The sequence below is a fragment of the Patescibacteria group bacterium genome (genome assembly GCA_040387855.1).
Lineage (GTDB): Bacteria > Patescibacteriota > Minisyncoccia > Phycocordibacterales > JAKAEA01 > JAZKCY01.
In genome coordinates this window covers 852,417-875,556 of sequence record JAZKCY010000001.1, presented here as the reverse complement: position 1 = coordinate 875,556, position 23,140 = coordinate 852,417, and the positions used below count along the sequence as shown (strand labels likewise).

Genomic DNA, 23,140 nt, shown 5'->3' with positions numbered 1-23,140 from the left:
CACTACTCGAACCCTTTGTATGTCTGTGCTAATTATATCATAAAAATACAGAAAGTCAAACTATGGGTTTGTATAAAATAGTGAACCCCGGGGCGTGCTTTCGCAGGCTCCGGGGCTCGGGGTTCTTAATTCACATTCCCGGTGAATTGTCGGGGTACATTATTTTAGGCCGCGGCGGCCTTGAGAATCTCGTCGATGGCGACGATGTTCGTTCCGCGTTGACCGTAGGGCTTGTTGCTCATCCACAGGATCGCCGTGATGCCCTTGCGGGTGATCGCGAAGACCTGCTCGGCCCAGACTGCGGGGACGAAGAGCTCCAGCTGGTCGAACGGGATGTTCCTGGGCGGGATGCCGCGGACGATGTTCTCGTACTGGGGCTCCTTGTAGCCCTCCATGACAAACCAGAAGGTCTGGATCCGGTTGATCTCGGCAAACGTGTTTCCGAGCTCCTTGCCGGTCCAGATCTTCTGGTCGAAGGGAGAGAGCTCGGGGTGGGCGCTGTTCACCGCCTGCACAAGGTCACCCATCCGCACCCACATCCAGCTGGGCTGCCACCCCTGCCGCCTCTGGGTGAGGTCGAGGCTGGGATCGTTGCTGGTGAGGGCGAACTGACGAAGCGTGCTCTGGATCATTCCAATCACGATACCTTCTCCTCCTGCGAAATTCGCAGGTAACAGGAGTCTTGGATTAGCGTCGCTCCCGGAGACCGAGAGTAACCGAACGCTTTTCCTTAGTATGTATTATATCATATAAATAAATAAAGTCAAATAATATATTTGACAAATTTGTATAAATATGATATCATATACCCAGGATGTGTTATTGCCGGACAGTCCGGTCGTATGCACGTCAGCTCTCATTTCAAGGACGGTTCCCATGTTCCGCATCAAGTCCTACGTGTTCGCTCTCCTGGTCACGCTCGCGATCGCCAGCATCTGGGGGCTCGTGATCCTGACCTTCGGCACGCCGTGGCTCTGGAACAACGCCCGGCCGAGCCGCTTCTTCATGGAGGCGGTCAACGGCCCCCGGTTCGTGGACCTCATTACCCTCGGGTTGATGGCGTTCATCGGCCACTGGTCGTTCTGCTACGGCATGACCCTCCGCAAGGAGAAGGACGCCGCCGGCCACGACACCTACGGGCGCCGCATGCTCTGGGGCAAGTCGTTCAGCTACGACCAGGTATACGTGTGGATCGGCATGGTCTCCTTCCTCTTCATGGGGTTCGGGACGCTCGCCGGCCAAGGCGTGAGCATGGCGTTCTTCGGGGGGATTGGACTGATCATTCTCGGCGTCTGCTGCTTGGTCATCCACTACGTGGACTGCAAGATGCCGCGCCTCCGGGCTGCGGTCATGAAGCCCAAGATTTTCTTGAAGGCCCTCAAGCGCCGCGCGATGCACGTGATCATGCGGCCGGCCTGATTGACAGGGCATAGTAGCGTAGCGTCATGAGATTTGATCTTTATCGGTGAGCATTTTCCACCGTTCTCGAAATGCAAGGGCCCCGCACGACATAGTTGTGTGGGGTCTTTTTTATTTGACTTTATGTATAAAATATGGTAATATATACACAGCGTGGATATAGGCCGAATCGTTCGGTTTAGTATCCATTAGTTCTCAATCAAGGACGGTTTACAATGTCTCGAATCTTTTTTTCTACCGTGTCGTTCCTCTGGTCGCTTCCGGCTTCTGTCTGGGCGCTGTTCGCGCTTAGCGTGAGCCTGGTGTACTGGGCCAACCAGTCGGAGGTGCCGATCGAGGCCTACCGCATGTCGTTTGATCTCTCCCTGGTTTCGGCCGGGACGGTGATCAACCTCTCGCGGTGGTTCGATTCGCTGTTCCTGTTCCTCGTGATCATCGTCTGGATGAAGATCATCAAGGCGGTGGCTACGGAGATCGAGAACGGCACGTCGGACGACGAGGTCGGAGTCTTCATCTGCTGGTGGTTTGCGCTTCTTGGCTCGGCGTTTGCACTCGTCAGCGGGATCTACGCAATCGTCCTCGGGGAAGCATTGGTGTCGCTACTGCCGAGCATCATCGGCATCCTGATGGCCGTGGCGTATGCGCTGTACCAAGAGGAGATTTTGACGGGAGGATCGCTCATGCGGTTTCTCATCGTCATGGCCTTCTCGAAGCGCGACGAGGATGATCAGCGGTTCGCTGGGGTATCCATTCCGGTCCCGGACAACTCCGCGGTTACCGGGATGCGAGTGACCAGCCTGAGGGTCGTGAGCATTACCCACGATCCCTATCCCGACGCTGTCGGTGACGGTCAGGGGTTGCTGCTCGACGTCACGCACGAAAGTGATGAGCCGATCGACCTCGAGGCCTTGGGTAGCAGCCTCTACGGCCTCCGCGCTCCGGCCGACTGGGTTCCCACGGGTACCGACGGGAAACCCATCGACAGCTACGCCTGGGAGTCCCCGGACCCGACCCGTGTGGTCGCCCCCGAAGACGGACATGCTGGGCCGTCGGCGAAGGGCTGACCTGACGTCTGAGGTCCTGAACTGAGTCACATTTGATCTTTCGCGAAGAAATTCGCCCGGTGTGCTACTACCGAATAATAAAATGAGCACGAAGCCGCACCAAACAGTGCGGCTTCATTCGTCTTTAAATACTAATCTTAGCTTGATTTATATAGGTGTTTCATTTGTTTTAAATAATCTCTTGACTCTATTTTCTCGGTGTGTATAATAGGCATCACTACTGAAATTATGTTGTTAACAAGAAATCTTAATCGGATATAGATAAGCCCTAGCAATAGAGTGTATCTACGATCCGCGCGAAAGCGGATTTTTTGTTAAGAATATAAGTCCGAATAAGTCATTTGAAAATTTAATTCTGTTCCATCACTAAAGAACTTACGTGCAGGAGTGCATATGGGTCTTTTCGGGTGGTGAGGACAGGCAAGAGCTCTGGTGATGTTTGATAAGAACATCATCAGAACAAAAACTTCACTATTGTCTTGTAGGGCAATAGTGATTAAACAGGTAAACAATACATTAAAACTTGTTACTGAAATCGAAAGATTACATGTAACAGGATAAAACAAGATTGTGGTTCTTACATTTCCTAATAGGGAATGTAAGGGCATATGGTGGATGCCTTGGCTCTGAAAAGCGATGAAGGACGTGGCATGGCTGCGATAAGCTTCGGGGATGTGCCTGGCAACAGTCGATCCGAAGATTTCCGAATGGGGAAACCCCTCAACTATAAGTTGAGACTAATGCGCTTGACGCATTTAGAGCATACCTAGGGAAGTAAAACATTTCAGTACCTAGAGGAAAAGAAACTAATAAGTATTACGTAAGTAGCGGCGAGCGAAAGCGTAGAAGCCCAAACTCAGTCTTCAACTTAGTGGGGAAGCAATTCTCTTCTAAGTTGACGACTGGGGGTTGTAAGGTGATAACGTTGCTTTTTAAGCAAGAAAAGTTACAAAATGATTCATTAGCGCAAGCTGTTGGAAAGCAGCGCCCTAGAGGGTAATGGCCCCGTACGTTAAAATGAATTATCTTTTTTGTTGTCATTCTTGAGTACTTCGAGACACGAATGGCTCGGAGGAATCTGCCGGAACTAACCGGTAAGGCTAAATATTTTCAGAGACCGATAGTGAACTAGTACCGTGAGGGAAAGGTGAAAAGTAGTCCGGTGAGGACAGTGAAATAGACCTGAAACCATATGCCTACAAGGAGTCGGAGCGGGTGCGCAAGCATCCGTCACGGCGTGCCTATTGAAGAATGAGCCAACGAGTTGATGCATGCTGCATGACTAAGAGCGAGAGCTTGGAGTCCTAGGGAAACCGAGTGTGAATAGCGCGAATAAGTAGTATGCATCAGACCCGAAACCAGAGCGAGCTTGCCATGAGCAGGGTGAAGTTGTTCGAAAGAACAATGGAGGCCCGAACCCGTAGACCGTTCAACATCTTGGGATGACTTGTGGTAAGAAGTGAAAAGCTAACCGAGCCTGGTAATAGCTGGTTCTCTCCGAAATAGCTTTTGGGCTAGCGTCATGTGTTCCCTTTGGGGGTAGAGCACTGGAAGGTCTCGACAGGGAGAAATCTCGCGAGACCTATCAAACTCCGAATACCAAAGATCAAGAACATGGCAGTTAGACTGTGGGGGCTAAGCTCCATTGGTCAAAAGGGAAACAGCCCGGATCTCTATTTAAGGTCCCTAAATTTACGCTAAGTGCACTCAAGGAAGTGGAAACTCTCAGACAATGAGGAGGTTGGCTTAGAAGCAGCCATCCTTTAAAGAAAGCGTAACAGCTCACTCATCGAGAGTTTCCGCACCGAAGATAATCGGGGCTAAGCGTAGTACCGAAACTGAGGATTATAATTATTTTCGAATAGTTATACTGGTAGGAGAGTATTCGCATCAGCGATGAAGGTAAAGGGGTGACCCATACTGGAGCGTTGCGAAGTAAGAATGTTGGCACAAGTAACCACAATGTATGTGAAAACCATACACGTCGAAAGATCAAGGTTTCCTTCGCGATGACAATCAGCGAAGGGTTAGTCGGGCCTAAGGAGATGGCAAACGCCGCATCCGATGGACACATGGTTAATATTCCATGACTTTTATAGTGTTTGATGGGAGGACGGGGTGTAGTATCAAGATCATCTTATTGGATTGATGTTCGTGTCTTAACTGGGAGTTCTAGGTAAATCCGGAACTCTGCCTTCAATGGCGACTGGAAATGAAGCGACGATGCAAGGGGCAACCCAAGCTAAGTCTTGAAAGCACGCTCCCAAGAAAAACCCCTAAAATTATCACTATGAAAACCGTACCGCAAACCGACACAGGTGATCAGGTCGAGTAGACCAAGACGAACGGGTGAGAGGTCCCCAAGGAACTCGGCAAAAAAGCAGCCGTAACTTCGGGATAAGGCTTGCCTACGCAAGTAGGCCGCAGCTAAAGTATGCTTGGCAACTGTTTACCAAAAACACAGCTCCCTGCGAACTCGAAAGAGGATGTATAGGGGGTGACACCTGACCAATGCCAGAAGGTCAAATATTGGCGGTGATTGGATCGCAAGATTTAATTGCTGACTGATATAAGCCCTGGTGAATGTCGGCCGTAACTATAACGGTCCTAAGGTTTAGGACTTTTCGCAAGAAGAGTCCTGAACGACTGGGACTGTTATAAGGAATTTTTGAGTAAATACAGTTAAATTATTACATCTAAAGCTACCTTGCTCTCTAGCAATAGAGAGTGTAGTCAATATGCGGTTATTAAGAGACCAACGCCGCACATCTCTTTTCCGAAAGTGAAGAGATGAAGATAGAGTCCATCAGTGTTAAAGGAATTGATGAGCGAAATTCCTTGTCAGGTAAGTTCTGACGCGCACGAATGGTGTAATGACTGAGCAACTGTCTCGGGGACTCGCCCGGTGAAAATACAATACCGGTGAAGATGCCGGTTACCTGCAGCTAGACGAAAAGACCCTAGAAGCTTTACTGCAACTTGATATTGCGTGTACGTTGTTACTGCGTAGCATAGATGGGAGACTTTGAAGCTATCCTCTCGGGGATGGTGGAGTCGTCAGTGAAATACCATTCTTTATAGATGTACACTCTAACCTCAACGGCAAAAACGATGAGAGACAGTATCTGGTGGGCAGTTTTAGTGGGGCGCTATCCTCCTAAAAAGTAACGGAGGAGTTCATTAAGGTAAGCTAGCCGCGAATGGAAACCGTGGCGATAGTGTATTGGCATAAGCTTGCTTGACTGTAAGACGTACTTGTCGAACAGGCGCGAAAGCGGGACAAAGTGAACCGACGGTTCGCATTAGATGCGGCCGGAGATTATCGGATAAAAGCTACTCTAGGGATAACAGGCTGGTACTACCTAAGCGTCCAGAGCGACGGTAGTGTTCGGCACCTCGATGTCGGCTCATCTTATCCTGGAGGTGGAGAAGCTTCCAAGGGTATGGCTGTTCGCCATTTAAAAAGATACGCGAGCTGGGTTCAGACCGTTCAGTAGATAACGTGAGTTGTCTCTTGAACCGTCTGAACCCCAACAGAGGAAGAAAACATTAAAGTGTTTTTTCGTTTAACAAAGTCGAATAGGTGAGTAACCTATTCGCAAGATATGAAACTAACCAGTATACAGAAGTATACTAATCACGGCGGTCATGAATAGAAATATTTATGAATCAAACTGACTAATTTCGGTGGAATCTTGATTGATGATCAAGGCTATACCGAGGGAATTTAGAGAAATCTAGAGCCCGTAGAGACTAATCGTCAGTAGTCCTTCTTTAAAAAGGGGATGAAGCTATAGTCCAATACACACAGTGATGTGTGACAAATATGCGTGAGACAGGTTGGTCTCCTATCTGCTGCAGGCGTTGATTTTTGAGGAGATTTGACTCTAGTACGAGAGGACCGAGTTGAACTGACCTCTGGTCTATCTGCTGTCCTGCCAAGGGCATCGCAGAGTAGCTATGTCGGGAAATGATAACCGCTGAAAGCATCTAAGCGGGAAGCATACTCCAAGATTAGAAATCGTTTGAGATTCGTAAGAGATGATTACGTATATAGGCATTAGGTGTACGCACAGTAATGTGTTGAGCCGAGATGTACTAATTAATCGATCCTTATTAGGAAATGTATGAAGCACCGCAATTTAAATTGCAAAATCTTGATTTTATCCTGTTACATGGAATTTTTACCCCGAGTGAAATCGAGGGGTTCCATGAACAGTAAGTATTGTTGTTTGTAAAAGCTCTTGTAATTGAAAGTTCCAAAGTGGATCATGTTCTTTAGCTCTTCGGAGCGAAGCGTGGTCTTCCAGTAATAAAGTGGCCGGCTTGTTGTTCAGGTCCCCCACTTCCTGGTAGCCGCGCCCACTTTAGAGCTTTCAATTGATTAAATTTGAAAGTAGTACATTGAATGTTTCGTTCTGGTGGTTTGTCGCGGGGGCCACACCTGTTCTCATTCCGAACACAGCAGTTAAGCCCCGTTGAGGCGATGATACCCTTCTGGGGGGAAAGTAGCTAGCCGCCGGTACGAAGTATTTAATCAAAAAACCACTTTTTATAAGTGGTTTTTTGTTGATTTAACAGTAAGTATTGTCTATGATAGTAGTAGTATTTTGTTGGAATTGATGTGTTCATACATAAGGAGGCGAAATGCTGCGCGATACACCTGAAGCAGAAGCATTTCTCGCTCGTACAAGGGGCGCATGGGGAGATGAAATTGCAGATGAGTGTAGAAGAATTATCAACGATAAAAAAAGTAGGGTATTTCTCGCTGACAATGTACTCGAGAAAGCCCTTGAAAAACTCGATCCGAATAATACATCTCAAAAGCAATGGGAATCATTTTTTAAGATTCGATTTGACACAGCTCTATGCTAGGTTGAATTCGGATCTTTTTTATTTTGAAAAATAAGCGTTGCAGACATACTAGTAATGAGCATAAGTATAAATATGTATACAAAGAATAAAGGCACATGATCTTGTAGCATAGTTTTATATACAAAACTGTTACTCTTATTTGATATAAGGTGTCCAATATTCATGACATATGTACATGTAGAAATAGTGGCTGGAGCAACACAAGGGACATTAATGCTTTGTGTAATGGCTCCTAGGAGTGCTATCGCTTGTGAATAACTTAACGTTATAAACAATGCAATAGTAATTATTTTGTTTTTAAGACTATCAATATATTGAGCAACAAACAGAGATAAAATCGCCATTATGGGTACTAAAAACCTAGGACCATAAGAAAATCCTCCTGATGCATCACCATAGCTACCATACAGCAAGAGGAAAAGAATTACGGTAAGCCAAAGTATACATTGCTCAGTCGTTGCATTTTTAAAGAATCTTTTTCGTAGCGTAAAAAATATGAAAATAAAAATAGGAGAATATAGGAATAGTCCTCTACCTGGGGAAAACAGCAGAGTGTAGAGTCCTTTCGGCAATCTATCTAGCACAAATATATATGAAACAGCTGATCTCCTAACGAGTTTTTCTTGTTCGGCGACTCCTGCTTCTTCAACTTCAAAAAAGTGAGGCAGTCTATTTTGCAAGATTCTCCAATCGCCAAAAAGTATATGGTTGTATAAAGGATAAGACAATAAAAGAATTCCAAGTACTGCTAGCAACTTAAACATAAGAAATGCTTTCTGGATACGAGGAGCTGCTGCTTTACAAATTACTACCAACAAATAGACCATCATTGGGGAAAGGAGTACTAGATTGGGATAATCTATATGCCCAGAAAGCCCGTATAAAGCCACTGGCACATAGGTATACTTCCAATGTGGTAGACTTGTCTGTGATCCTTTCCAGATAAGCCAAAAACACAGTAGGAGCAGTGTGGTGCTTACCTGATGTTGAAAAAATGTAATGCCATAGGACCACGCCGTTGAGCTTAAAAGGAAGATAACCGGCGTTATGAGTGATGCACGTGTAGATAGCTTAAATATACTTCGCGAAATATAGTATAAAAGCAACCCATTAAGAAGAGCACAGATCATAACAAATGAGAATGCAAAAAGTTGGCCTACATGAAATGCATGGCCAAGAAGATAGAAAGGAATGGCTAGGATGGCAAGACCAGGTGGAAATAGACTATAAAAATTCCCTTGATAGAAACCAACATCTATTCTCCCAAAAACAACTAAGTTTTTATCTAATGAGTTTGATCCGTAATAGATAAGGCTTTGCATGTTTGCAAATGGAGCACACTCATGTGCAGATTCAAACGGGCAGTAAAGCTGACTAATAAACGGTTGATCAAAATTACCTTTAAGTGTAAATAAATAGAGACCGATGATACATAAACTAACTATAAGATAAATTTTTTTTGAGAACATATGTTATGCGTTGTTTTTTGTACTTGCTATGTACTCCCATGTTGCTGTTCGTAAATATCTTTTTGCTAACACGACAGCTTTTAAATATACCAAAACAAATGCGATACTTAAAAATGGATGTCTCAGTGATTTTTTAAAGAATATTGGGTATATATGTTGTAACGTACGGGTATCTTCACGTTGAGTTACTTCTTTTGAAAAATATATATGATGATTGGTATGCAAGTGTCGTTTGTATTGCTGCACAATATCATGAAGTGTTGAGGGAAGTCTGAAATATACAGCTGCTTTCGGTTCAAATGTAATGATACGATTTTTGAGCTTACTATAATAGTAGATATATACATCATTTGATACATCAAGCGGAATCACTAATCCGTTAAGTGATTCTTTCGTGCAAGAAAAGATTCTACCAATGAGTCGGTATCGCATAGCTTTATCTTCAAGCTTGGCTTTAACTGATTGATCAACATCTGCTCCAAAGAAAGCCACTTTCTCAATGAAATTGCGTGGCGCAAGTGGTACTGGGTTTCCACACACAATATCAGCTTTATGTACGCTATGCGCGGTAACTAAGTGTTGAAATAAATTTCTATCACTGATTTCAATATCTCCATCAAGAGTAATAATAATAGTCCCACTACATTTACTATATGCAAAATTTAGTCGAGCATTTTGTCCTTGTTGATCAGTATAGTCGTAAAGAGTTATTCGCGAATCTTTAACTTTTCTAACTTCAGACACACTTGAATCAGTGCTGCCATCAGATAAAACAAGTATTTCATGGAGTATAAAATCTGAAGTATTTTGCTGTAAAATACTTCTAAGAATCGATTGGATACTAGACTCTTCATTATAAATAGGGATGACTACAGATATACGGGGTTTAATATCATTCATGATCTCATCTCAATAAGGTTTTTCAGTACTTTCTATTATACACGTTTTGAGCTTGAAATGTGCTCCCATACAGCAACACGTTTATAGCTTTTTGAAGCATATTTAGAGTAAAAATGCATAAAAATAAGACATGTTGCTCTGAGTGGATGCACAACAGCCTTTTTAAATAACAACAATGTCCACGGTATAGTTGGTTTTATGTCTTCTTTTTCTAAAAACTCTTTAGCAAAATAGAGATGGTAGTTTGGTCGTTCATATCGTTTGTGTTGTCGAATATAATCTTTCATTGTTGATGGCAAACGAAAGAGTACGCTCGCTTTTGGTTCAAATACAACGTTATTATTATTTAGCTTAAAATAAAAATATGTGTACGTATCTGTAGCCGAATTTGCCGGAATTTCAATGTTTTTTATTGATTTTGCAGTGCAAGAAAATATTCTGCCATCTATACAGTTTTTACCCATTTTCTCTTTAAGTTTGTATTTACTTTGTACATAGATACTTGATCCTAAAAATGCCGCTTGTTCTACAAACGTTTGTGGTTCTAGAGGTAACGAAATACCACACACGACATCAGCATTATCTATCATATGTCGGTGTATGAGATTTTTAAAAGTTTCAGTATCTGTAATTCTCACATCAGCATCTAAGTTAATTATAAGATCTGTTGTGATAGTTTTATAAATAGTATTGAGCCTTTGCGCTTTTCCCAGTCGGTCAGTATATGCAAAAATAGTAACTCGAGAATCCTGTATTGATTGAGCTTCTGAGACTGTAGCATCAGAGCTACCATCAGAGATAATAATAATTTTCTGAAGATCAAATGTATCTGCGTCTTGTTTTAGGCAATCCTGAATAAGACGTCGAATATTTGCTTCTTCATTGAATGCAGGAATAAGTACTGTTGTGGTCGGTCGGGTATTCATGGTTTATGTTTTTAAGTATACCGTAGCTGTCTGTTTAGCAATACTATCCCAGGTTGTTTGGGTATAAGCTCTCGTATAGTCCTGAGTGAATTTTGGAGCATCGCATAATGCTTCATATAATCCATGAGGATTTGCAGAATCATAGAGAAGAGCAGTATCTTTAAATTCTTTGAGAGCATTGATATTTGGCGCAATAAAAGGTTTGTTGAAAGTTAATGCCAAGTGAGCAATACCTGAAGTAAATACATCACGATAGGGAAGTACAATCACATTCGCTGCATTCATATAGATCTGTACAGTATCATTAGGAATAAATTCATATACACAACGAATAGTAGGGAGCGATTCTATGGCTTTCTCTATGAGCTGTTTTATTTCTGAATTTGCGGGGTTGCCAACAATATAAAGGAGAGTATTAGTTTGTTGTAGTTTTTTGAATGTATGAATAAGCTTGGGTATACCTTTGTATGATCTAATATTTCCAAAAAATAAATACACATAGGTTTTAGGATCGATATCTAATAGTTTCCGTGCTTCTTGAAAAGACATTGTGTTTTTGTAATATCCTGAGTAATCCCCATGAGGAATTATTGAAATCTTTGCTCTATCAATAGAATATGATGTGTGAATAAAATCTCTAGCTTCATTAAAATGTGCAAATATATTTGATGACATATGGAGAATCCTATGTAGTACTAAACGCTCTATTTTTGGATAAAATTGCTCATGACTGAGATTATTATGAAATGTGTATATTATTTTCGCTCCCAGTAGCTTTCTATATCGTATAAGTACTAAGAATACAAAAGCTGCAGACAGGGCAATAATCAATGGGCGTTTTTTATTACTAGAATTTTGAAATAAAAAATGGGTAAAATGAATGTGAATAATATCAGCTTTAGCAAAGGCTATGTCATATATAAACGCTACTATGCCTTTACGTACTACATGAGTATGTACCCCCACAACCTCAAGATGTGAAGCTAAAAGTGTTTGGTAGGGGTTATGATCCATCCTAGGAAGGCTTAGAACATCGATTTTATTCATATACTTTTTGCTTGAAACGCTCTATACGTTGAAGCATTTCTTGAATGACTTCATTATATTTAGTAGTAGAACTAAGATATGTAGGTGACAGTTTAATATTTTTAAAATCAGCTTCGGTTTCTTTTAACTTTGATTTGAAAAAAAAGCGATTAAGATTTCTAATGTAAGAAAGTTTTTGTGGGGCATATGCAATATCAAGTGATGCACACCAATCTTGCCATTTGAAAGAAAGTATCCTATCGCTTGAAGTGACTGGTATCCAAGGTACACGTAAAGCATCTGCCACAATAGCTCCATGCATTGCCTCTGCAATGAGTACTTCTGTTTGCGACAGCATTTCTAAAATTGTAGTAACTGGTAAGCGTGGGTCTATGTAGTGTATGCCAGCTCGTTCACACACCAGTTTCCAAGCTTTATCTCCATTACGTGCTTGGTACACATGCGGCATAAATGACCATGCATATTTTTTTACGTTAGCTTGAGGTTTATAGAGTTGTCCTATAAGCATTGCTCCATCACTAACTGCCGTTGATGGTGGTAATCCTAATACCTGTGCTGAAAGTGGACCACGTACCCAGTGTACATTCCATGCATCATCAATAAATGGTAAATCTTGTAAATGGTTTCCAAGTCCAACTCCAGTCCCAAAAACATGTATTGTATGAGCTTCTCGAATCCTCCCTAGTAATTTGTCATTTATAAGTGTACCAATTCCTAAGACCGTGGTTTTTGGATCAGAATCTAGGTGATTATTTAAATAATGATTCCATACCAATGGGTTTAAATCATCACCAAAGTTGCCGCCTTGCATCTTCCAGTAATACAGTTTCATGTCATTTTAGTATAGCGTATTTTTTGCTATACTGTACGTATTATGGATTGGGCATCTAAACGAAAGCTGTGGTATAGTGGCGGTTTTTTACTGGTTCTTATAGTGTTTATTGGTCTCCCAGCATTTGCAGTTTTATATAAAAAACCTAGCTGTAAAGACAGAAAGCAAAATCAAGGTGAACAGGGGATAGACTGTGGTGGTCCATGCGTGTTGTTGTGTAAGCCTGCAGAGAATAATCCACAAGTACAGTGGCAACAGACCTTTAAAGTAACTGAGACTATGTATACTGCTGCTGCATATGTGCATAATCCCAATTTAGAAGCAGAAGCCTTCAATGTTCCATATACATTTAGTATTTATGATATTGATAATACGTTAATACTTGAAAAGAAAGGTGTCGCATATGTTCCTCCTCGAAAAAGCTTTCTCATTATGGAAGCAGGACTTGATATGGGGGACAAGGTACCAGCCCGGACGTTTATTGATATAGGCACAACGTTTTCATGGCAGCGTGCACCTCAGGATCGTCCTGAACCACTAATTGAAAATCAGCTTTTGACCCAAACACCTACAGGGCCAGTAATTACTGCAGATCTTAGTAATCCAACCTATAAAGATATTAGTGAGGTGATTGTGTTTGCTGTTGTATATGGCACAGACGGTAATGCATTTGCTGTATCTCGCACACTTGTTGATCAATTATATCGTCAAACATCAAAACCTATCGTTTTTACATGGCCTCGATCATTTGTTAAGGAAGTATCACGTATTGAAATTATTGCACTACCTCGATGATAGATTTAGTTTTGGGGCTATTTAAAGGATTAAAGAAAAAAACATATGGAGCCAAGGGGACTATCGATTGGATACTTCTTGGTGCAACCCTACCAATACTTGGTGCTGGATTAGTAACGATGAATTCATTTTCAGGTGATAGTACATTGTTTTACAAACAATTAGTATTTATTCCTGTAGCGCTAGTTATCTTTTTTGTTGTAAGTTATCTTGATTTGAGTTTTCTTAAACGTACCAATGTCATTGTGGCGTTATTTCTATTTGCTTGTTGTATGCTGACCTTGCTGTTTGTTGTGGGGCATGTAGCAAAAGGAGCACAAAGTTGGTTTCGTTTGGGTTTTGTTTCATTACAACCTTCAGATGTAGCTCAAATTTTTCTAATTCTTTTACTTTCTAAATATTTTTCTCGACGGCATATAGAGATCAGAAACATTCGACATATTTTAGTTTCTGGATTGTACTCAATGGTTATATTCTTATTGATCATTGCACAGCCCGATTTCGGAGGAGCTATCATCGTATTCTTTATATGGTTTGGTATGGTATTCGTTTCTGGAATTTCCAAACGACATGTTATTGCAGTGCTTCTCATTGGAGCGGTATCATTTGCTGGTCTATGGATGTATGTCTTTAAAGATTATCAAAAAGCTCGTATTATGACGTTTATCCATCCATTAGCAGATATTCATGGGGCTGGATATAACGCCTATCAATCAACAATAGCAGTAGGTTCAGGCCAAATGCTTGGAAAAGGAATTGGGTATGGAACACAATCAAAACTGAGCTTTCTACCAGAGTATCAAACAGACTTTATTTTTGCTGCATTTGCTGAAGAATGGGGTTTTATAGGAGTTGTCATTTTGTTTATCTTGTATGGAATAGTAATTTGGCGGATACTTTACAACAGTATGTATGGTGCCTCAAATTTTGAAATTTTGTATGGAATGGGTATAGCCATACTATTTATGACTCATATTATTGTAAATATAGGAATGAATATTGGGTTACTTCCCGTGACAGGAGTTACGGTGCCTTTTATGAGTTATGGAGGATCGCACTTGGTAACGGAGTTCTTGGCTCTCGGAATATTAATGAGTATGCGCCGTCATCGTCGTGCTGCTCACCGCGATGTTATAAAAAATGAATTCTTGGGAATCTAAAACTACAATAATTATACCTACGTATAATGAGCGAGAAAATATTAAACCCCTAGTGGAAGATATTTTATCGCGACATCCAGGAATATCTATATTTGTCGTAGATGACAATTCACCCGATGGTACCAGAGATGTAGTTACTGCACTGAAAATAAAATATCCAACTATAGAATTATTAAATCGCTCAGCAAAAGATGGTCTAGGAAATGCTTATAAAGCTGCATATCAGATAATCTTGCAACGACCTCATATACAAAAAATAATTACGATGGATGCAGATGGCTCACATCATCCAATGTATATAAAAGATATATTTGAAAAGGCTTTTACGCATGATCTTGTTGTCGGATCTCGGTATGTGCGTCATGGCGGTATATCCAACTGGAATTGGCGGCGAAAAATGCTTAGTAAGTGGGGGAATGTGTATGTCCGAGCATTGTGCCTTATTGGAATTAAAGACTTAACAGCTGGTTTTATATGTATTTCTACTGATATTGCAAAAAAGATAGATATTGGTTCTATTGCTTCTGCTGGATATTCATATCAAATTGAATTTAAATATAGATGCGTAAAACAACATGCAAAGCATATAGAATTACCTATTATGTTTAGTGAACGAAAAGTTGGTCAATCAAAAATGTCTGGAAAGATAATTAAAGAAGGTCTGATTACACCGATTAAGATTTTTGGAGATAGAGCGCTGATGTTTGTTCGATCATTTTTGAACTACTAAATTCACTTTGTACTTTATGTAAAAGGGCAGATCCGTGCTCTCGAGCTTTTACGGGGTTTTCACTATATGTCTTAAGCGCGTGTACTATTTCAGATGCAGATCGGTGCTGTATGAGTGTGCCTGTTTTTTGATCCTCAATAATTTCAGCAATACCTCCAATATACGTAGCTACTGTTGGTAATTCTGCAAAGCCTGCTTCAATAAGCACATAGGGAAGACCTTCTTTAATTGATGGTAAAAGAAAGATATCAGCTGCGTGTAAATACTGTGCCGCGTTTTTTACAAAGCCTGCTAGAAACACTCTGTTTTCAAGAGTATGCTCGTGAATATAGGCTCTAAACGCTTGCTCGCACTCTCCACCGCCAATAATAATGTAGATATGCTCGGGAAGATCACGCATAGCTTCAAGTGCATAGATAAGCCCTTTATTATGGGTTAGTTCAGCAATGGTAAGTACAACTGGTTTACCATCAAGTGTGTCTTGAGAGATCGCAAGTGTAGATGCCATCAGTGATCGAGCTGTGGTGCGATCATAAAATTCAGGTGTCTCTATACCATTGTAGATAATCTTGCCTTTATGAGACACAAGCGGCCATTTCGCTATTTGGGCATGTTCGGTTTTTGAAATAAAAATTACATCTGTGCATAAAAACATTGTTATCCAACTTATGCATTTTATTACTAATTTTTGCCACTGAGGTCGGTCTTCATTAAATGCAAAACCGTGAACAGTAAAAATGATTTTTGGAATACCAGCAATTCGCGCTGCGAGAGCTCCAAGACCACCAATCTTAGAACTATTAAGGTGAACTATGTCTGGACGTTCTGCTCGTAGTAGAGAAACCAATTTAAAGAATGCCTTAACATCTTCAATAAAGTTGATATCTCGCCACATTTTTTCAAATGAAAGTGTTCGAACTTTTTTCTCAACTAGTTTATCAGCAAGAACCCCATGACCTCCAAAAAGGACAGAGACATCGAAATCAGTAGGGGAAAGTCTAGTCGCAAGATCAAAAACATAGCGTTGCGCACCGCCCCAATTTGATTTTGTTATTATAAAAAGAATCTTCTTTTGGCTCATATAATTCTATAATCGCTACTATACCATATGTTGCCATATGCTCATCGATAATTTCTTGATACACTTTAGGATGTGAAAAAGACAATAATACTATACGCTTCATTACTCATTGGAGGTGCAATCCTTTTATTTTTTCTTAATTTTCAATTATTCGTAACATATATTCGCGTTCCTGTGCCTTCTGGTAATGATTCGTATGGGCACGTTGCTATAGGTGAATATTATGCAAAGAATATATTCCCAAGTACCTGGGGATGGACACAAAAATGGTTTGATGGGATGCCATTTCCTCAGTTTTATCCTCCAATGTTTTATTTTGTGGCAGCTTTTGTATATATGCTTCTGCCGCTTAGTTATGCCGCAGTATTCAAACTATGTATTTTAGTATCAACATTAGCAATCCCTGGATTATTAGGATTTATATTATATAAATATACCAAGAATATATGGGCTGCTTCTTCTACAGTTGCTACTGCAGCAGTATTACTTTCAATGTTTTATCCCAAATACGGAAATATGGGGGTAACACTTCAGGGAACTTTTCATGTTGGATTAGCCCCGCACTTGTTTGGTTTCATATGTCTCATTATATGGCTCTATTTCTTTTTAAATGCCACTAAATCGATACGAGACTATTATCTTTCGATAGTTGCATTGTTTTTCACATTGCTTGCTAGTGTTCATGTGTTACCGGTAGCTCTTGTTGTCTATATCGTTCAGTTTGTAGCACTTGAGCGTCGAGCTTTCACTCATCCGAAAAAATGGTTACAAGACCCGCATCTTACCAAAAGACTTGTTCGATTTTTTGCTTTAGGTGCACTGCCACTGGGTGCTTCCTTGTTTTGGTATTTACCAATGCTCGCATATTTTGGAAATATGGCGGGTAGATCACTGGGAATTGATACTGGCCCTGGTGCATCAGGAATAGGATTATTTTTGTTGAGATGGTCACATCTTGTTGTATTTACTGTAGGTGCCGGCCTTCTTGCATATCGGAAAAGACATATGCCTATACTTGTATTGAGTATTTCGTCATTGCTTCTATTTATTCCAGTTGCATTCCATGTAGAACGGTTGTTTCCACGATTTCCAATACACATTTACCGGGCCTTGCCATGCTTTTATATGTTGAGTGCGATATGTGTGGGCTATTGTCTCTATAGAATAATATTTTACCTTCCAAGTATATTTTATAAAGTGTTTTTCACGCTTATATTTTCAACCCCATTTATCTTGGCTTGGGTTCCAATTATGAATAGCAATAAAATTTCCGATTTTTATTTTGGCTATAATCGTGACCGAGCAGAAGACATAGCTGACTATTTAAAAGATAAGAAGGGGACCTTTAATGTGGAAGTTACATCTGGTGCCCGTGCATTAGAATATGTAATATCACGCAAAGCAGGGGACTCTATGAAAAGTACTTACAATATTCTTGTAGAATCAGCTATTCAATCACCATTTATGGTGCCTGTACGAGGCGCATATTCGACTCGAGATGAACGAATGTCGGTAGATGCATATCTCAGATCAAATTCTGTATTTCGTAACCAAGGATTCGATAAAGATGCAGTTCGTGCACAAATACTTGGTATCAATTTCTTTATTGTTTCTTCAGGACAAATGAAAGCTCAGATGGAAAAGGATCCTCATATGGAGCTTGAAAAAGATTTTGGTCATTGGAGAATATATCATCTAAAGGATCCAGTACGTAAAGAAGTACACGCTTTGGAATATGAGCCAACAATTGTATTTGCACCAGCAGATTTTAAAAAGAGAACCACGACTACATTTGATTTTGTCAGATTTCAGGAAGAATTGTTCCTTCGAGCAGATCCTACGATGGTCTTAGCACGTGGGGAAGACCAATATCTTGATACTACACCTGATTTAGATCGTTTTAAGAGTGCTATTATCGTAGATTATACATATAAAAATTATGATAAAGCTTTAGCTCGCATCACTGAGTTTGCTAAGACACATCCGCTAGTACTCATTCAAGATAAAAGTGAATTATTTGTTGGGTTAGAAAAGAAACTAAGAGGTTCTAAGAATGTAAGGTTTGTAGCAGAGCAAATAACCCGAGATGGAGATCAAAAGGTAATCCGAACCGCTATGGGGTTTATATTTGAATTTCTTAAAGAGACTCAACAACCAATTAAAAACATTCCTACAATTGATTCTTATTTAATTACTGATTCAAAAATAGAGGTAAAATTTGCCTCATCTACACCGCAGGCAGTACCAGTTCTTATTACATCCACATATTTTCCAGCTTGGAAAAGAACGGATGGGGAATCAACCTACATGGCTAGTCCTGTATATACACTTACATACATAAAAGACTCAGCAACAATAACGTTTGCTAAGCCTTTATCATTAATTATAGGGTATATTCTTTCTCTACTGGCTTTAGGAGCTGCTGTATATTCTCTTAGAAGAGATCTAAAGAAGTAATATTACCACCACCACCAACCTCCGCCAGAATCAGATCCAGAATCACTTTGTGACTCTGATTCGCTTGGACTCTCTGATTCACTAGGTGAGCCAGAATCAGAATAACTTTCAGAATATGACTCTGAGTAGCTTTCAGATTCTGAAGATGATGAAGCTGGATTTTCGTTGTAGCACATATCCATAGAGCTATAACGACCGGTTTCACATGCGTACACGTATGTATCATAGCATCGAGATGATGGATCATATGTATCATAGTAAGGGTTGTAGGTAATATATCCGCATGAACCAGATGGTTCTTCAGTTGGGCAATCTTCTAGTGTTGGTGCTGTAGATAAATCACTACAGTACACAAAACCACCTCCACCACCGCCACTACCAGAATCACTAGGACTACCAGAGTCACTTGGTGAACCTGAATCACTAGGACTACCAGAGTCGCTTGGTGAACCTGAATCACTAGGGCTACCTGAGTCGCTTGGTGAGCCAGAATCACTAGGACTACCAGAGTCACTTGGTGAACCTGAATCACTTGGAGAGTCAGATTCGCTTGGACTACCTGAATCACTCGGAGAATCAGAGTCACTAGGTGTTACTGATACATCACATAATGGATTATCACCAACGCCATCAAAGTTACATAAGAATCCTGTTACACATGAATTTGATACGGTGTAATTGGTTTCAGCACAGGGTCCAAATCCACGTTCCCAGCCAATACTATAATCATACGTTGAAGCTGATCCAGATGTTGATCCGCTTGGATCATATGGAGTTGCAAACCAAGGATATCCACAACCTCCGATAGCAAACCACATAAAATTGAAGAGGGCATTGTACTGACCACAACTTACTTCAAATTGAGATCCTTCAGGTACGGTGCCACCAGCATTTGGATCTTGAATAGTTTCTCCCGCAGGGCTACTTATGAGAGTATCCGTCTCAGCCCAAATAACTTCCTCTGTTTCTGTATCATAAATATATCCCCAAAAATTTTGACCTCCAACTGTGCGAACCGGTCTTATATTTAGATCAATTGTTGGAATAAGTTTAAACGCTCCCAAAGCTTGTGCCATAAGAGTTTCTACTCCTGCAGGATTTGTTTTTGGCTTTATTGCATAGAGGGTTGGATCACCATATTTTATTTCGTCAGCAAATATACAGGTATCAGTTTGAGCAATACCAATACAATAGTATCGTTCTGGAGTTCTACTTATAGGCTTGGGATAGTGACCATTTTGATTGTAATAGAGTTCAAGACCAAGCTGAATCTCAGCAACATCACTTCGAGCTTGTCGATCTTGTGCACTTGCTTTAGCTGATTGAATGGATGTAAGAACAATAGATACAAGCAATGTAATCACCGATAAAACAACTATAAGTTCTACCAATGTAAAGCCTCGTGAGAATTTTTTAAACATAGTTATGGTTTATTCTGAATATCTTTAAGTATCTCAGGAGAGACTTTATAGGTAGCCTGATTTTTTGGACGAACAACGAGAAGTAACACAACTCCGAATGCCATAACAAAACAAGCAATTGCAATTACTATAAGTATTTTTTCAGCTTGCTCATTATTTTTGGCAAGATGCATTTTCTTTACAAGAAAAATGAGTCCCTGCTCTTCTCTAAGGGGAACCGCACGGGCAGTGAGATCGACATCTAATCTATTTTCTTCATTAAATTCTATCTCTGCCATAGTAAGCTAATTATATACTAGAGTACGCTTAACTGAAATAGGTTTATGAACCTGATCCTGAACCATTACCACAATTTGATCCATTACTCCAACCGTATCCGTTACTTGGATACCCTTGGTAAGAACAGTAATAGTATGTACAATCATTTCCATCACTCCAACCATATCCATCACCTGTAGCTCCTCCTTGATATTCGCAGAAATAATATAAATTATTATTAGTTGAGCCAGAATCACTTGGACTTTCAGATTCACTAGGTGATTCAGATTCGCTTGGAGATTCTGATACACTACCGCTTCCACTTCCATTTTCGTTAGAAGATGTTGTATATACTGTAGTACTAGTATTGCCAGGATTTTGAGCGAACCATGTTGTAGTGTTTCCTTCAACTTCTGGAAATAATACATATGATTCATCACTACTACCTTCATAGTAAATTACCCCGGCATTCTGCTCGTTATCAATAGGCACTACGAATTTTGAGAATTCGCCTGCAGCATGTGCTGTAGCAGGTGAAAACCAGAATGAGTTGGTTTCAGATGTAAGTATTGGGGGGATTTTATTGAGAGTATCTAACGTAAGAACCTGAGTATAGATTTGTCCATTGATATAGCAGCGATCGCTACCAATACAATAAAACCCATCGCCATTGTCTGGATATTCGCCATAATCATCATAGTAAAGTGCCATAGCGATTTGTATTTGGTGAACAATAACAAGTGCCGCTGCATTTTTTGCCTTTACTCGTGCTGTATTAAGGCTTACGAGTACAATAGACGAAAGTACACCAATAATGGCAACTACCACTAATAACTCAATAAGCGTAAAACCGGATTTTTTATGCGATGGGAAGAACTTCATATGAAAATGTCATTAGTTTGTACCTTGTAATTTTTGCAATATTTCAGGAGGCAACTGCAATTTTGTTTCTTGTGGTCTGCCAATATTAAATACAAAGTACCCAATAATAAATACTGACGCGAGGAGAGAAACAAGTGCTACAATCAAAAAAACTTTATGAGCTTGCTGCTCACTTTTAAACACCCCTTTTTTTACGAGCACCAATGTGAGACTTGAGTGCTGTTTTTGAGATGCATGTATTCGTGCCATTGTTGGGTCTATTGTATTAAATTGATCTTCTTCAAATTCTACAGCCATACGACAAAAGGATACTAGAATTTTATTCTATCAGATTTAGTAATAAAAAAGTACCACTCATGTGTACAACTCACCTCAACAGCTAGCAATTTTATGGCTTTTTGCTATAGTGAAGCCACAAAACATTCATGAACGCACTCAATAAACGGGTTCCATTTCTCTTGTTTTTTACAGATATACTAATATTCTATGCATCGTTGTGGGTAACGTTGCTCATTAGATATCAAAAGATTCCTGATGACAGTATTTTATATAGTCACTTAGTGCCGTTTTCTATTCTTTTCATAGTGTGGCTACTTGTATTTTTTATTGGAGGACTGTATGAAAAGAGAGCAATTATTTTACGTAATGGTTTGTCGAGCAATATTTTAAAGGCTCATATTACAAACAGTATCATTGCTGTATTGTTTTTCTATTTTATTCCATTTTATGAAATTACTCCAAAAACAAATCTGTTTATTTATTTAAGTGTCTCATTGCTACTCATATATATATGGAGAATTTGGGGGTATTCATTATTTGGTGGCGCAAAAAAGCAGCAAGCTGTGCTTATTGCCCGAGGCAAAGAAATGAAAGAGCTGTATGACGAAGTAAATAAACATGAACGATATAGTATCCATTTTACTCATCAAATAGATCTTGATCATATTCATGCCAATGAAGCAGCTGAACTTATTTCAAAAGAGATAGCTGCTGGAAAGGTATCTCTTCTTGTTGTTGATTTTAAGCATCCAAAGATTGATCCATTAATTCCAGTCTTGTATGACCGTATATTCTCGCAGATTATGTTTGTAGATATGCATAAAATGTATGAAACTGTTTTTGATCGTATTCCGTTATCACTTATCACTCAAGATTGGTTCTTAGAAAATATTTCTTTTATACCAACACGAGCGTACGATACTCTTAAGCGAATTATGGATATTGCAATTGCTTTACCGTTAGGACTTATCTCTTTTATCGTGTATCCGTTTATATATATTGCTATAAAGATAGAAGATAAGGGCCCGCTTTTCTTTTTCACAGAACGAATAGGTAAAGATGGAGAATCAATGTGGATTATAAAATTCCGAACCATGACCACTGCTGGTGCAGGAAAATATGATGAGCAGGGTAGGGCCTATAATAAAGTTACAAAAATTGGAACTTTCCTTAGAAAAACAAGACTTGATGAGCTTCCTCAGCTTATTAATGTAATACAAGGTGATATATCACTTATTGGTCCACGCCCAGAATTACCAGTACTCGTTGCTGAGTATCAAAAACAAATTCCTTTTTATGGGATTCGCCATACAATTAAACCGGGACTTTCAGGATGGGCACAAATCTATCACGACAATCATGCTCACCATGGTGTGGGAGTAATTGAAACCAAGGAGAAGCTTTCATATGACTTGTATTATCTTAAAAACAGATCATTCTTACTGGATATAACTATTGCACTTAAAACTGTAAAGAAATTATTATCTATCGCTGGTAAATAAGTCTTGTAACAAAATAAGATAAAACTGGGTTATCATAGATATA

19 protein-coding genes and 2 rRNA genes are annotated in these 23,140 nt (G+C 40.2%); 10 read left to right on the top strand and 11 right to left on the bottom strand.

Going from position 1 to position 23,140, the window contains the following annotated elements:
- Nucleotides 1-164: 164 nt before the first annotated feature.
- A complete protein-coding gene (locus tag V4519_04795) occupies nucleotides 165-632 on the bottom strand; it encodes a hypothetical protein (GenBank protein ID MES2437295.1) in 468 nt (155 codons plus the stop codon).
- Between the two features lie 244 nt (nucleotides 633-876).
- Here V4519_04795 and V4519_04790 point away from each other — a divergent pair, with 244 nt between their 5' ends.
- The 5 genes from V4519_04790 to V4519_04770 all read left to right on the top strand — a co-directional run bounded on the left by V4519_04790 (nucleotide 877) and on the right by V4519_04770 (nucleotide 7,358).
- Nucleotides 877-1,419 (top strand): hypothetical protein, encoded by a 543-nt coding sequence (locus tag V4519_04790; GenBank protein ID MES2437294.1) that lies wholly within the window; start codon nucleotides 877-879, stop codon nucleotides 1,417-1,419.
- Nucleotides 1,420-1,634: 215 nt separating this feature from the next.
- Nucleotides 1,635-2,483: a hypothetical protein gene (locus tag V4519_04785; GenBank protein ID MES2437293.1), complete on the top strand. Its 849-nt coding sequence runs from the start codon at nucleotides 1,635-1,637 to the stop codon at nucleotides 2,481-2,483.
- Nucleotides 2,484-3,071: 588 nt separating this feature from the next.
- Nucleotides 3,072-6,603, top strand: a 23S ribosomal RNA gene (locus V4519_04780).
- Nucleotides 6,604-6,900: 297 nt separating this feature from the next.
- Nucleotides 6,901-7,008, top strand: a 5S ribosomal RNA gene (gene rrf / locus V4519_04775).
- A 122-nt stretch (nucleotides 7,009-7,130) separates the two neighbouring features.
- Nucleotides 7,131-7,358: a hypothetical protein gene (locus V4519_04770; protein ID MES2437292.1), complete on the top strand. Its 228-nt coding sequence runs from the start codon at nucleotides 7,131-7,133 to the stop codon at nucleotides 7,356-7,358.
- On the opposite strand, the gene V4519_04765 is transcribed toward V4519_04770, so the two are convergent.
- Genes V4519_04765 through V4519_04745 form a run of 5 tightly spaced genes read right to left on the bottom strand, consistent with a single transcriptional unit; the run spans nucleotide 7,355 to nucleotide 12,532 of the window.
- Nucleotides 7,355-8,827 carry a hypothetical protein gene (locus V4519_04765; protein ID MES2437291.1) on the bottom strand — a complete coding sequence of 491 codons (1,473 nt, stop codon included), beginning with the start codon at nucleotides 8,825-8,827 and terminating at the stop codon, nucleotides 7,355-7,357. The two genes, V4519_04770 and V4519_04765, sit on opposite strands and share 4 nt — an antisense overlap.
- Nucleotides 8,828-8,830: 3 nt before the next feature.
- Complete coding sequence (locus tag V4519_04760) at nucleotides 8,831-9,727, bottom strand: glycosyltransferase family A protein (GenBank protein MES2437290.1); 897 nt, start codon at nucleotides 9,725-9,727, stop codon at nucleotides 8,831-8,833.
- Between the two features lie 35 nt (nucleotides 9,728-9,762).
- Nucleotides 9,763-10,653 (bottom strand): glycosyltransferase, encoded by an 891-nt coding sequence (locus tag V4519_04755; protein MES2437289.1) that lies wholly within the window; start codon nucleotides 10,651-10,653, stop codon nucleotides 9,763-9,765.
- Between the two features lie 3 nt (nucleotides 10,654-10,656).
- Nucleotides 10,657-11,700, bottom strand: a complete 1,044-nt coding sequence (locus V4519_04750) for a glycosyltransferase (protein MES2437288.1) — start codon at nucleotides 11,698-11,700, stop codon at nucleotides 10,657-10,659.
- Nucleotides 11,693-12,532, bottom strand: a complete 840-nt coding sequence (locus tag V4519_04745; GenBank protein MES2437287.1) for a polysaccharide pyruvyl transferase family protein — start codon at nucleotides 12,530-12,532, stop codon at nucleotides 11,693-11,695. Before V4519_04745 ends, V4519_04750 begins: the two co-directional genes overlap by 8 nt.
- Nucleotides 12,533-12,574: 42 nt before the next feature.
- Here V4519_04745 and V4519_04740 point away from each other — a divergent pair, with 42 nt between their 5' ends.
- From V4519_04740 to V4519_04730, 3 genes are read left to right on the top strand one after another with little or no spacing between them, the layout of a single operon-like run.
- A complete protein-coding gene (locus tag V4519_04740; protein ID MES2437286.1) occupies nucleotides 12,575-13,327 on the top strand; it encodes a hypothetical protein in 753 nt (250 codons plus the stop codon).
- Entirely contained in the window at nucleotides 13,324-14,487 is a 1,164-nt protein-coding gene (gene rodA, locus V4519_04735) for a rod shape-determining protein RodA (protein ID MES2437285.1), read from the top strand. Before V4519_04740 ends, rodA begins: the two co-directional genes overlap by 4 nt.
- Complete coding sequence (locus V4519_04730) at nucleotides 14,468-15,217, top strand: polyprenol monophosphomannose synthase (protein MES2437284.1); 750 nt, start codon at nucleotides 14,468-14,470, stop codon at nucleotides 15,215-15,217. Before rodA ends, V4519_04730 begins: the two co-directional genes overlap by 20 nt.
- On the opposite strand, the gene V4519_04725 is transcribed toward V4519_04730, so the two are convergent.
- On the bottom strand, nucleotides 15,162-16,298 hold the full coding sequence (locus V4519_04725; GenBank protein MES2437283.1) for a glycosyltransferase: 1,137 nt from the start codon (nucleotides 16,296-16,298) through the stop codon (nucleotides 15,162-15,164). The two genes, V4519_04730 and V4519_04725, sit on opposite strands and share 56 nt — an antisense overlap.
- A gap of 72 nt (nucleotides 16,299-16,370) precedes the next feature.
- Here V4519_04725 and V4519_04720 point away from each other — a divergent pair, with 72 nt between their 5' ends.
- Nucleotides 16,371-18,755 (top strand): hypothetical protein, encoded by a 2,385-nt coding sequence (locus V4519_04720; GenBank protein MES2437282.1) that lies wholly within the window; start codon nucleotides 16,371-16,373, stop codon nucleotides 18,753-18,755.
- 2 nt (nucleotides 18,756-18,757) lie between these two features.
- On the opposite strand, the gene V4519_04715 is transcribed toward V4519_04720, so the two are convergent.
- The 4 genes from V4519_04715 to V4519_04700 are packed head-to-tail and all read right to left on the bottom strand — an operon-like array spanning nucleotide 18,758 to nucleotide 21,613.
- Nucleotides 18,758-20,176 carry a type II secretion system protein gene (locus tag V4519_04715; GenBank protein MES2437281.1) on the bottom strand — a complete coding sequence of 473 codons (1,419 nt, stop codon included), beginning with the start codon at nucleotides 20,174-20,176 and terminating at the stop codon, nucleotides 18,758-18,760.
- Between the two features lie 2 nt (nucleotides 20,177-20,178).
- The gene (locus V4519_04710) at nucleotides 20,179-20,454 is read right to left on the bottom strand and encodes a hypothetical protein (GenBank protein MES2437280.1); all 276 of its coding nucleotides are present in this window, start codon (nucleotides 20,452-20,454) and stop codon (nucleotides 20,179-20,181) included.
- A 43-nt stretch (nucleotides 20,455-20,497) separates the two neighbouring features.
- Entirely contained in the window at nucleotides 20,498-21,316 is an 819-nt protein-coding gene (locus V4519_04705; GenBank protein ID MES2437279.1) for a type II secretion system protein, read from the bottom strand.
- 12 nt (nucleotides 21,317-21,328) lie between these two features.
- Nucleotides 21,329-21,613, bottom strand: coding sequence for a hypothetical protein (locus tag V4519_04700; protein ID MES2437278.1), 285 nt, complete (start codon nucleotides 21,611-21,613; stop codon nucleotides 21,329-21,331).
- Nucleotides 21,614-21,741: 128 nt separating this feature from the next.
- Here V4519_04700 and V4519_04695 point away from each other — a divergent pair, with 128 nt between their 5' ends.
- Complete coding sequence (locus tag V4519_04695) at nucleotides 21,742-23,097, top strand: sugar transferase (GenBank protein ID MES2437277.1); 1,356 nt, start codon at nucleotides 21,742-21,744, stop codon at nucleotides 23,095-23,097.
- The last annotated feature ends 43 nt before the right edge of the window (nucleotides 23,098-23,140 follow it).

Bases quoted from the DNA above. Each gene is read 5' to 3' on its own strand.
- V4519_04715 (MES2437281.1), bottom strand. From the start codon at position 20,176: ATGTTTAAAAAATTCTCACGAGGCTTTACATTGGTAGAACTTATAGTT.
- V4519_04750 (MES2437288.1), bottom strand. From the start codon at position 11,700: ATGAATAAAATCGATGTTCTAAGCCTTCCTAGGATGGATCATAACCCC.
- V4519_04785 (MES2437293.1), top strand. From the start codon at position 1,635: ATGTCTCGAATCTTTTTTTCTACCGTGTCGTTCCTCTGGTCGCTTCCG.
- V4519_04760 (MES2437290.1), bottom strand. From the start codon at position 9,727: ATGAATGATATTAAACCCCGTATATCTGTAGTCATCCCTATTTATAAT.
- V4519_04755 (MES2437289.1), bottom strand. From the start codon at position 10,653: ATGAATACCCGACCGACCACAACAGTACTTATTCCTGCATTCAATGAA.
- V4519_04695 (MES2437277.1), top strand. From the start codon at position 21,742: ATGAACGCACTCAATAAACGGGTTCCATTTCTCTTGTTTTTTACAGAT.
- V4519_04710 (MES2437280.1), bottom strand. From the start codon at position 20,454: ATGGCAGAGATAGAATTTAATGAAGAAAATAGATTAGATGTCGATCTC.
- V4519_04795 (MES2437295.1), bottom strand. From the start codon at position 632: ATGATCCAGAGCACGCTTCGTCAGTTCGCCCTCACCAGCAACGATCCC.
- V4519_04700 (MES2437278.1), bottom strand. From the start codon at position 21,613: ATGGCTGTAGAATTTGAAGAAGATCAATTTAATACAATAGACCCAACA.
- V4519_04730 (MES2437284.1), top strand. From the start codon at position 14,468: ATGAATTCTTGGGAATCTAAAACTACAATAATTATACCTACGTATAAT.
- V4519_04725 (MES2437283.1), bottom strand. From the start codon at position 16,298: ATGAGCCAAAAGAAGATTCTTTTTATAATAACAAAATCAAATTGGGGC.
- V4519_04745 (MES2437287.1), bottom strand. From the start codon at position 12,532: ATGAAACTGTATTACTGGAAGATGCAAGGCGGCAACTTTGGTGATGAT.
- V4519_04705 (MES2437279.1), bottom strand. From the start codon at position 21,316: ATGAAGTTCTTCCCATCGCATAAAAAATCCGGTTTTACGCTTATTGAG.
- V4519_04790 (MES2437294.1), top strand. From the start codon at position 877: ATGTTCCGCATCAAGTCCTACGTGTTCGCTCTCCTGGTCACGCTCGCG.
- rodA (MES2437285.1), top strand. From the start codon at position 13,324: ATGATAGATTTAGTTTTGGGGCTATTTAAAGGATTAAAGAAAAAAACA.
- V4519_04770 (MES2437292.1), top strand. From the start codon at position 7,131: ATGCTGCGCGATACACCTGAAGCAGAAGCATTTCTCGCTCGTACAAGG.
- V4519_04765 (MES2437291.1), bottom strand. From the start codon at position 8,827: ATGTTCTCAAAAAAAATTTATCTTATAGTTAGTTTATGTATCATCGGT.
- V4519_04740 (MES2437286.1), top strand. From the start codon at position 12,575: ATGGATTGGGCATCTAAACGAAAGCTGTGGTATAGTGGCGGTTTTTTA.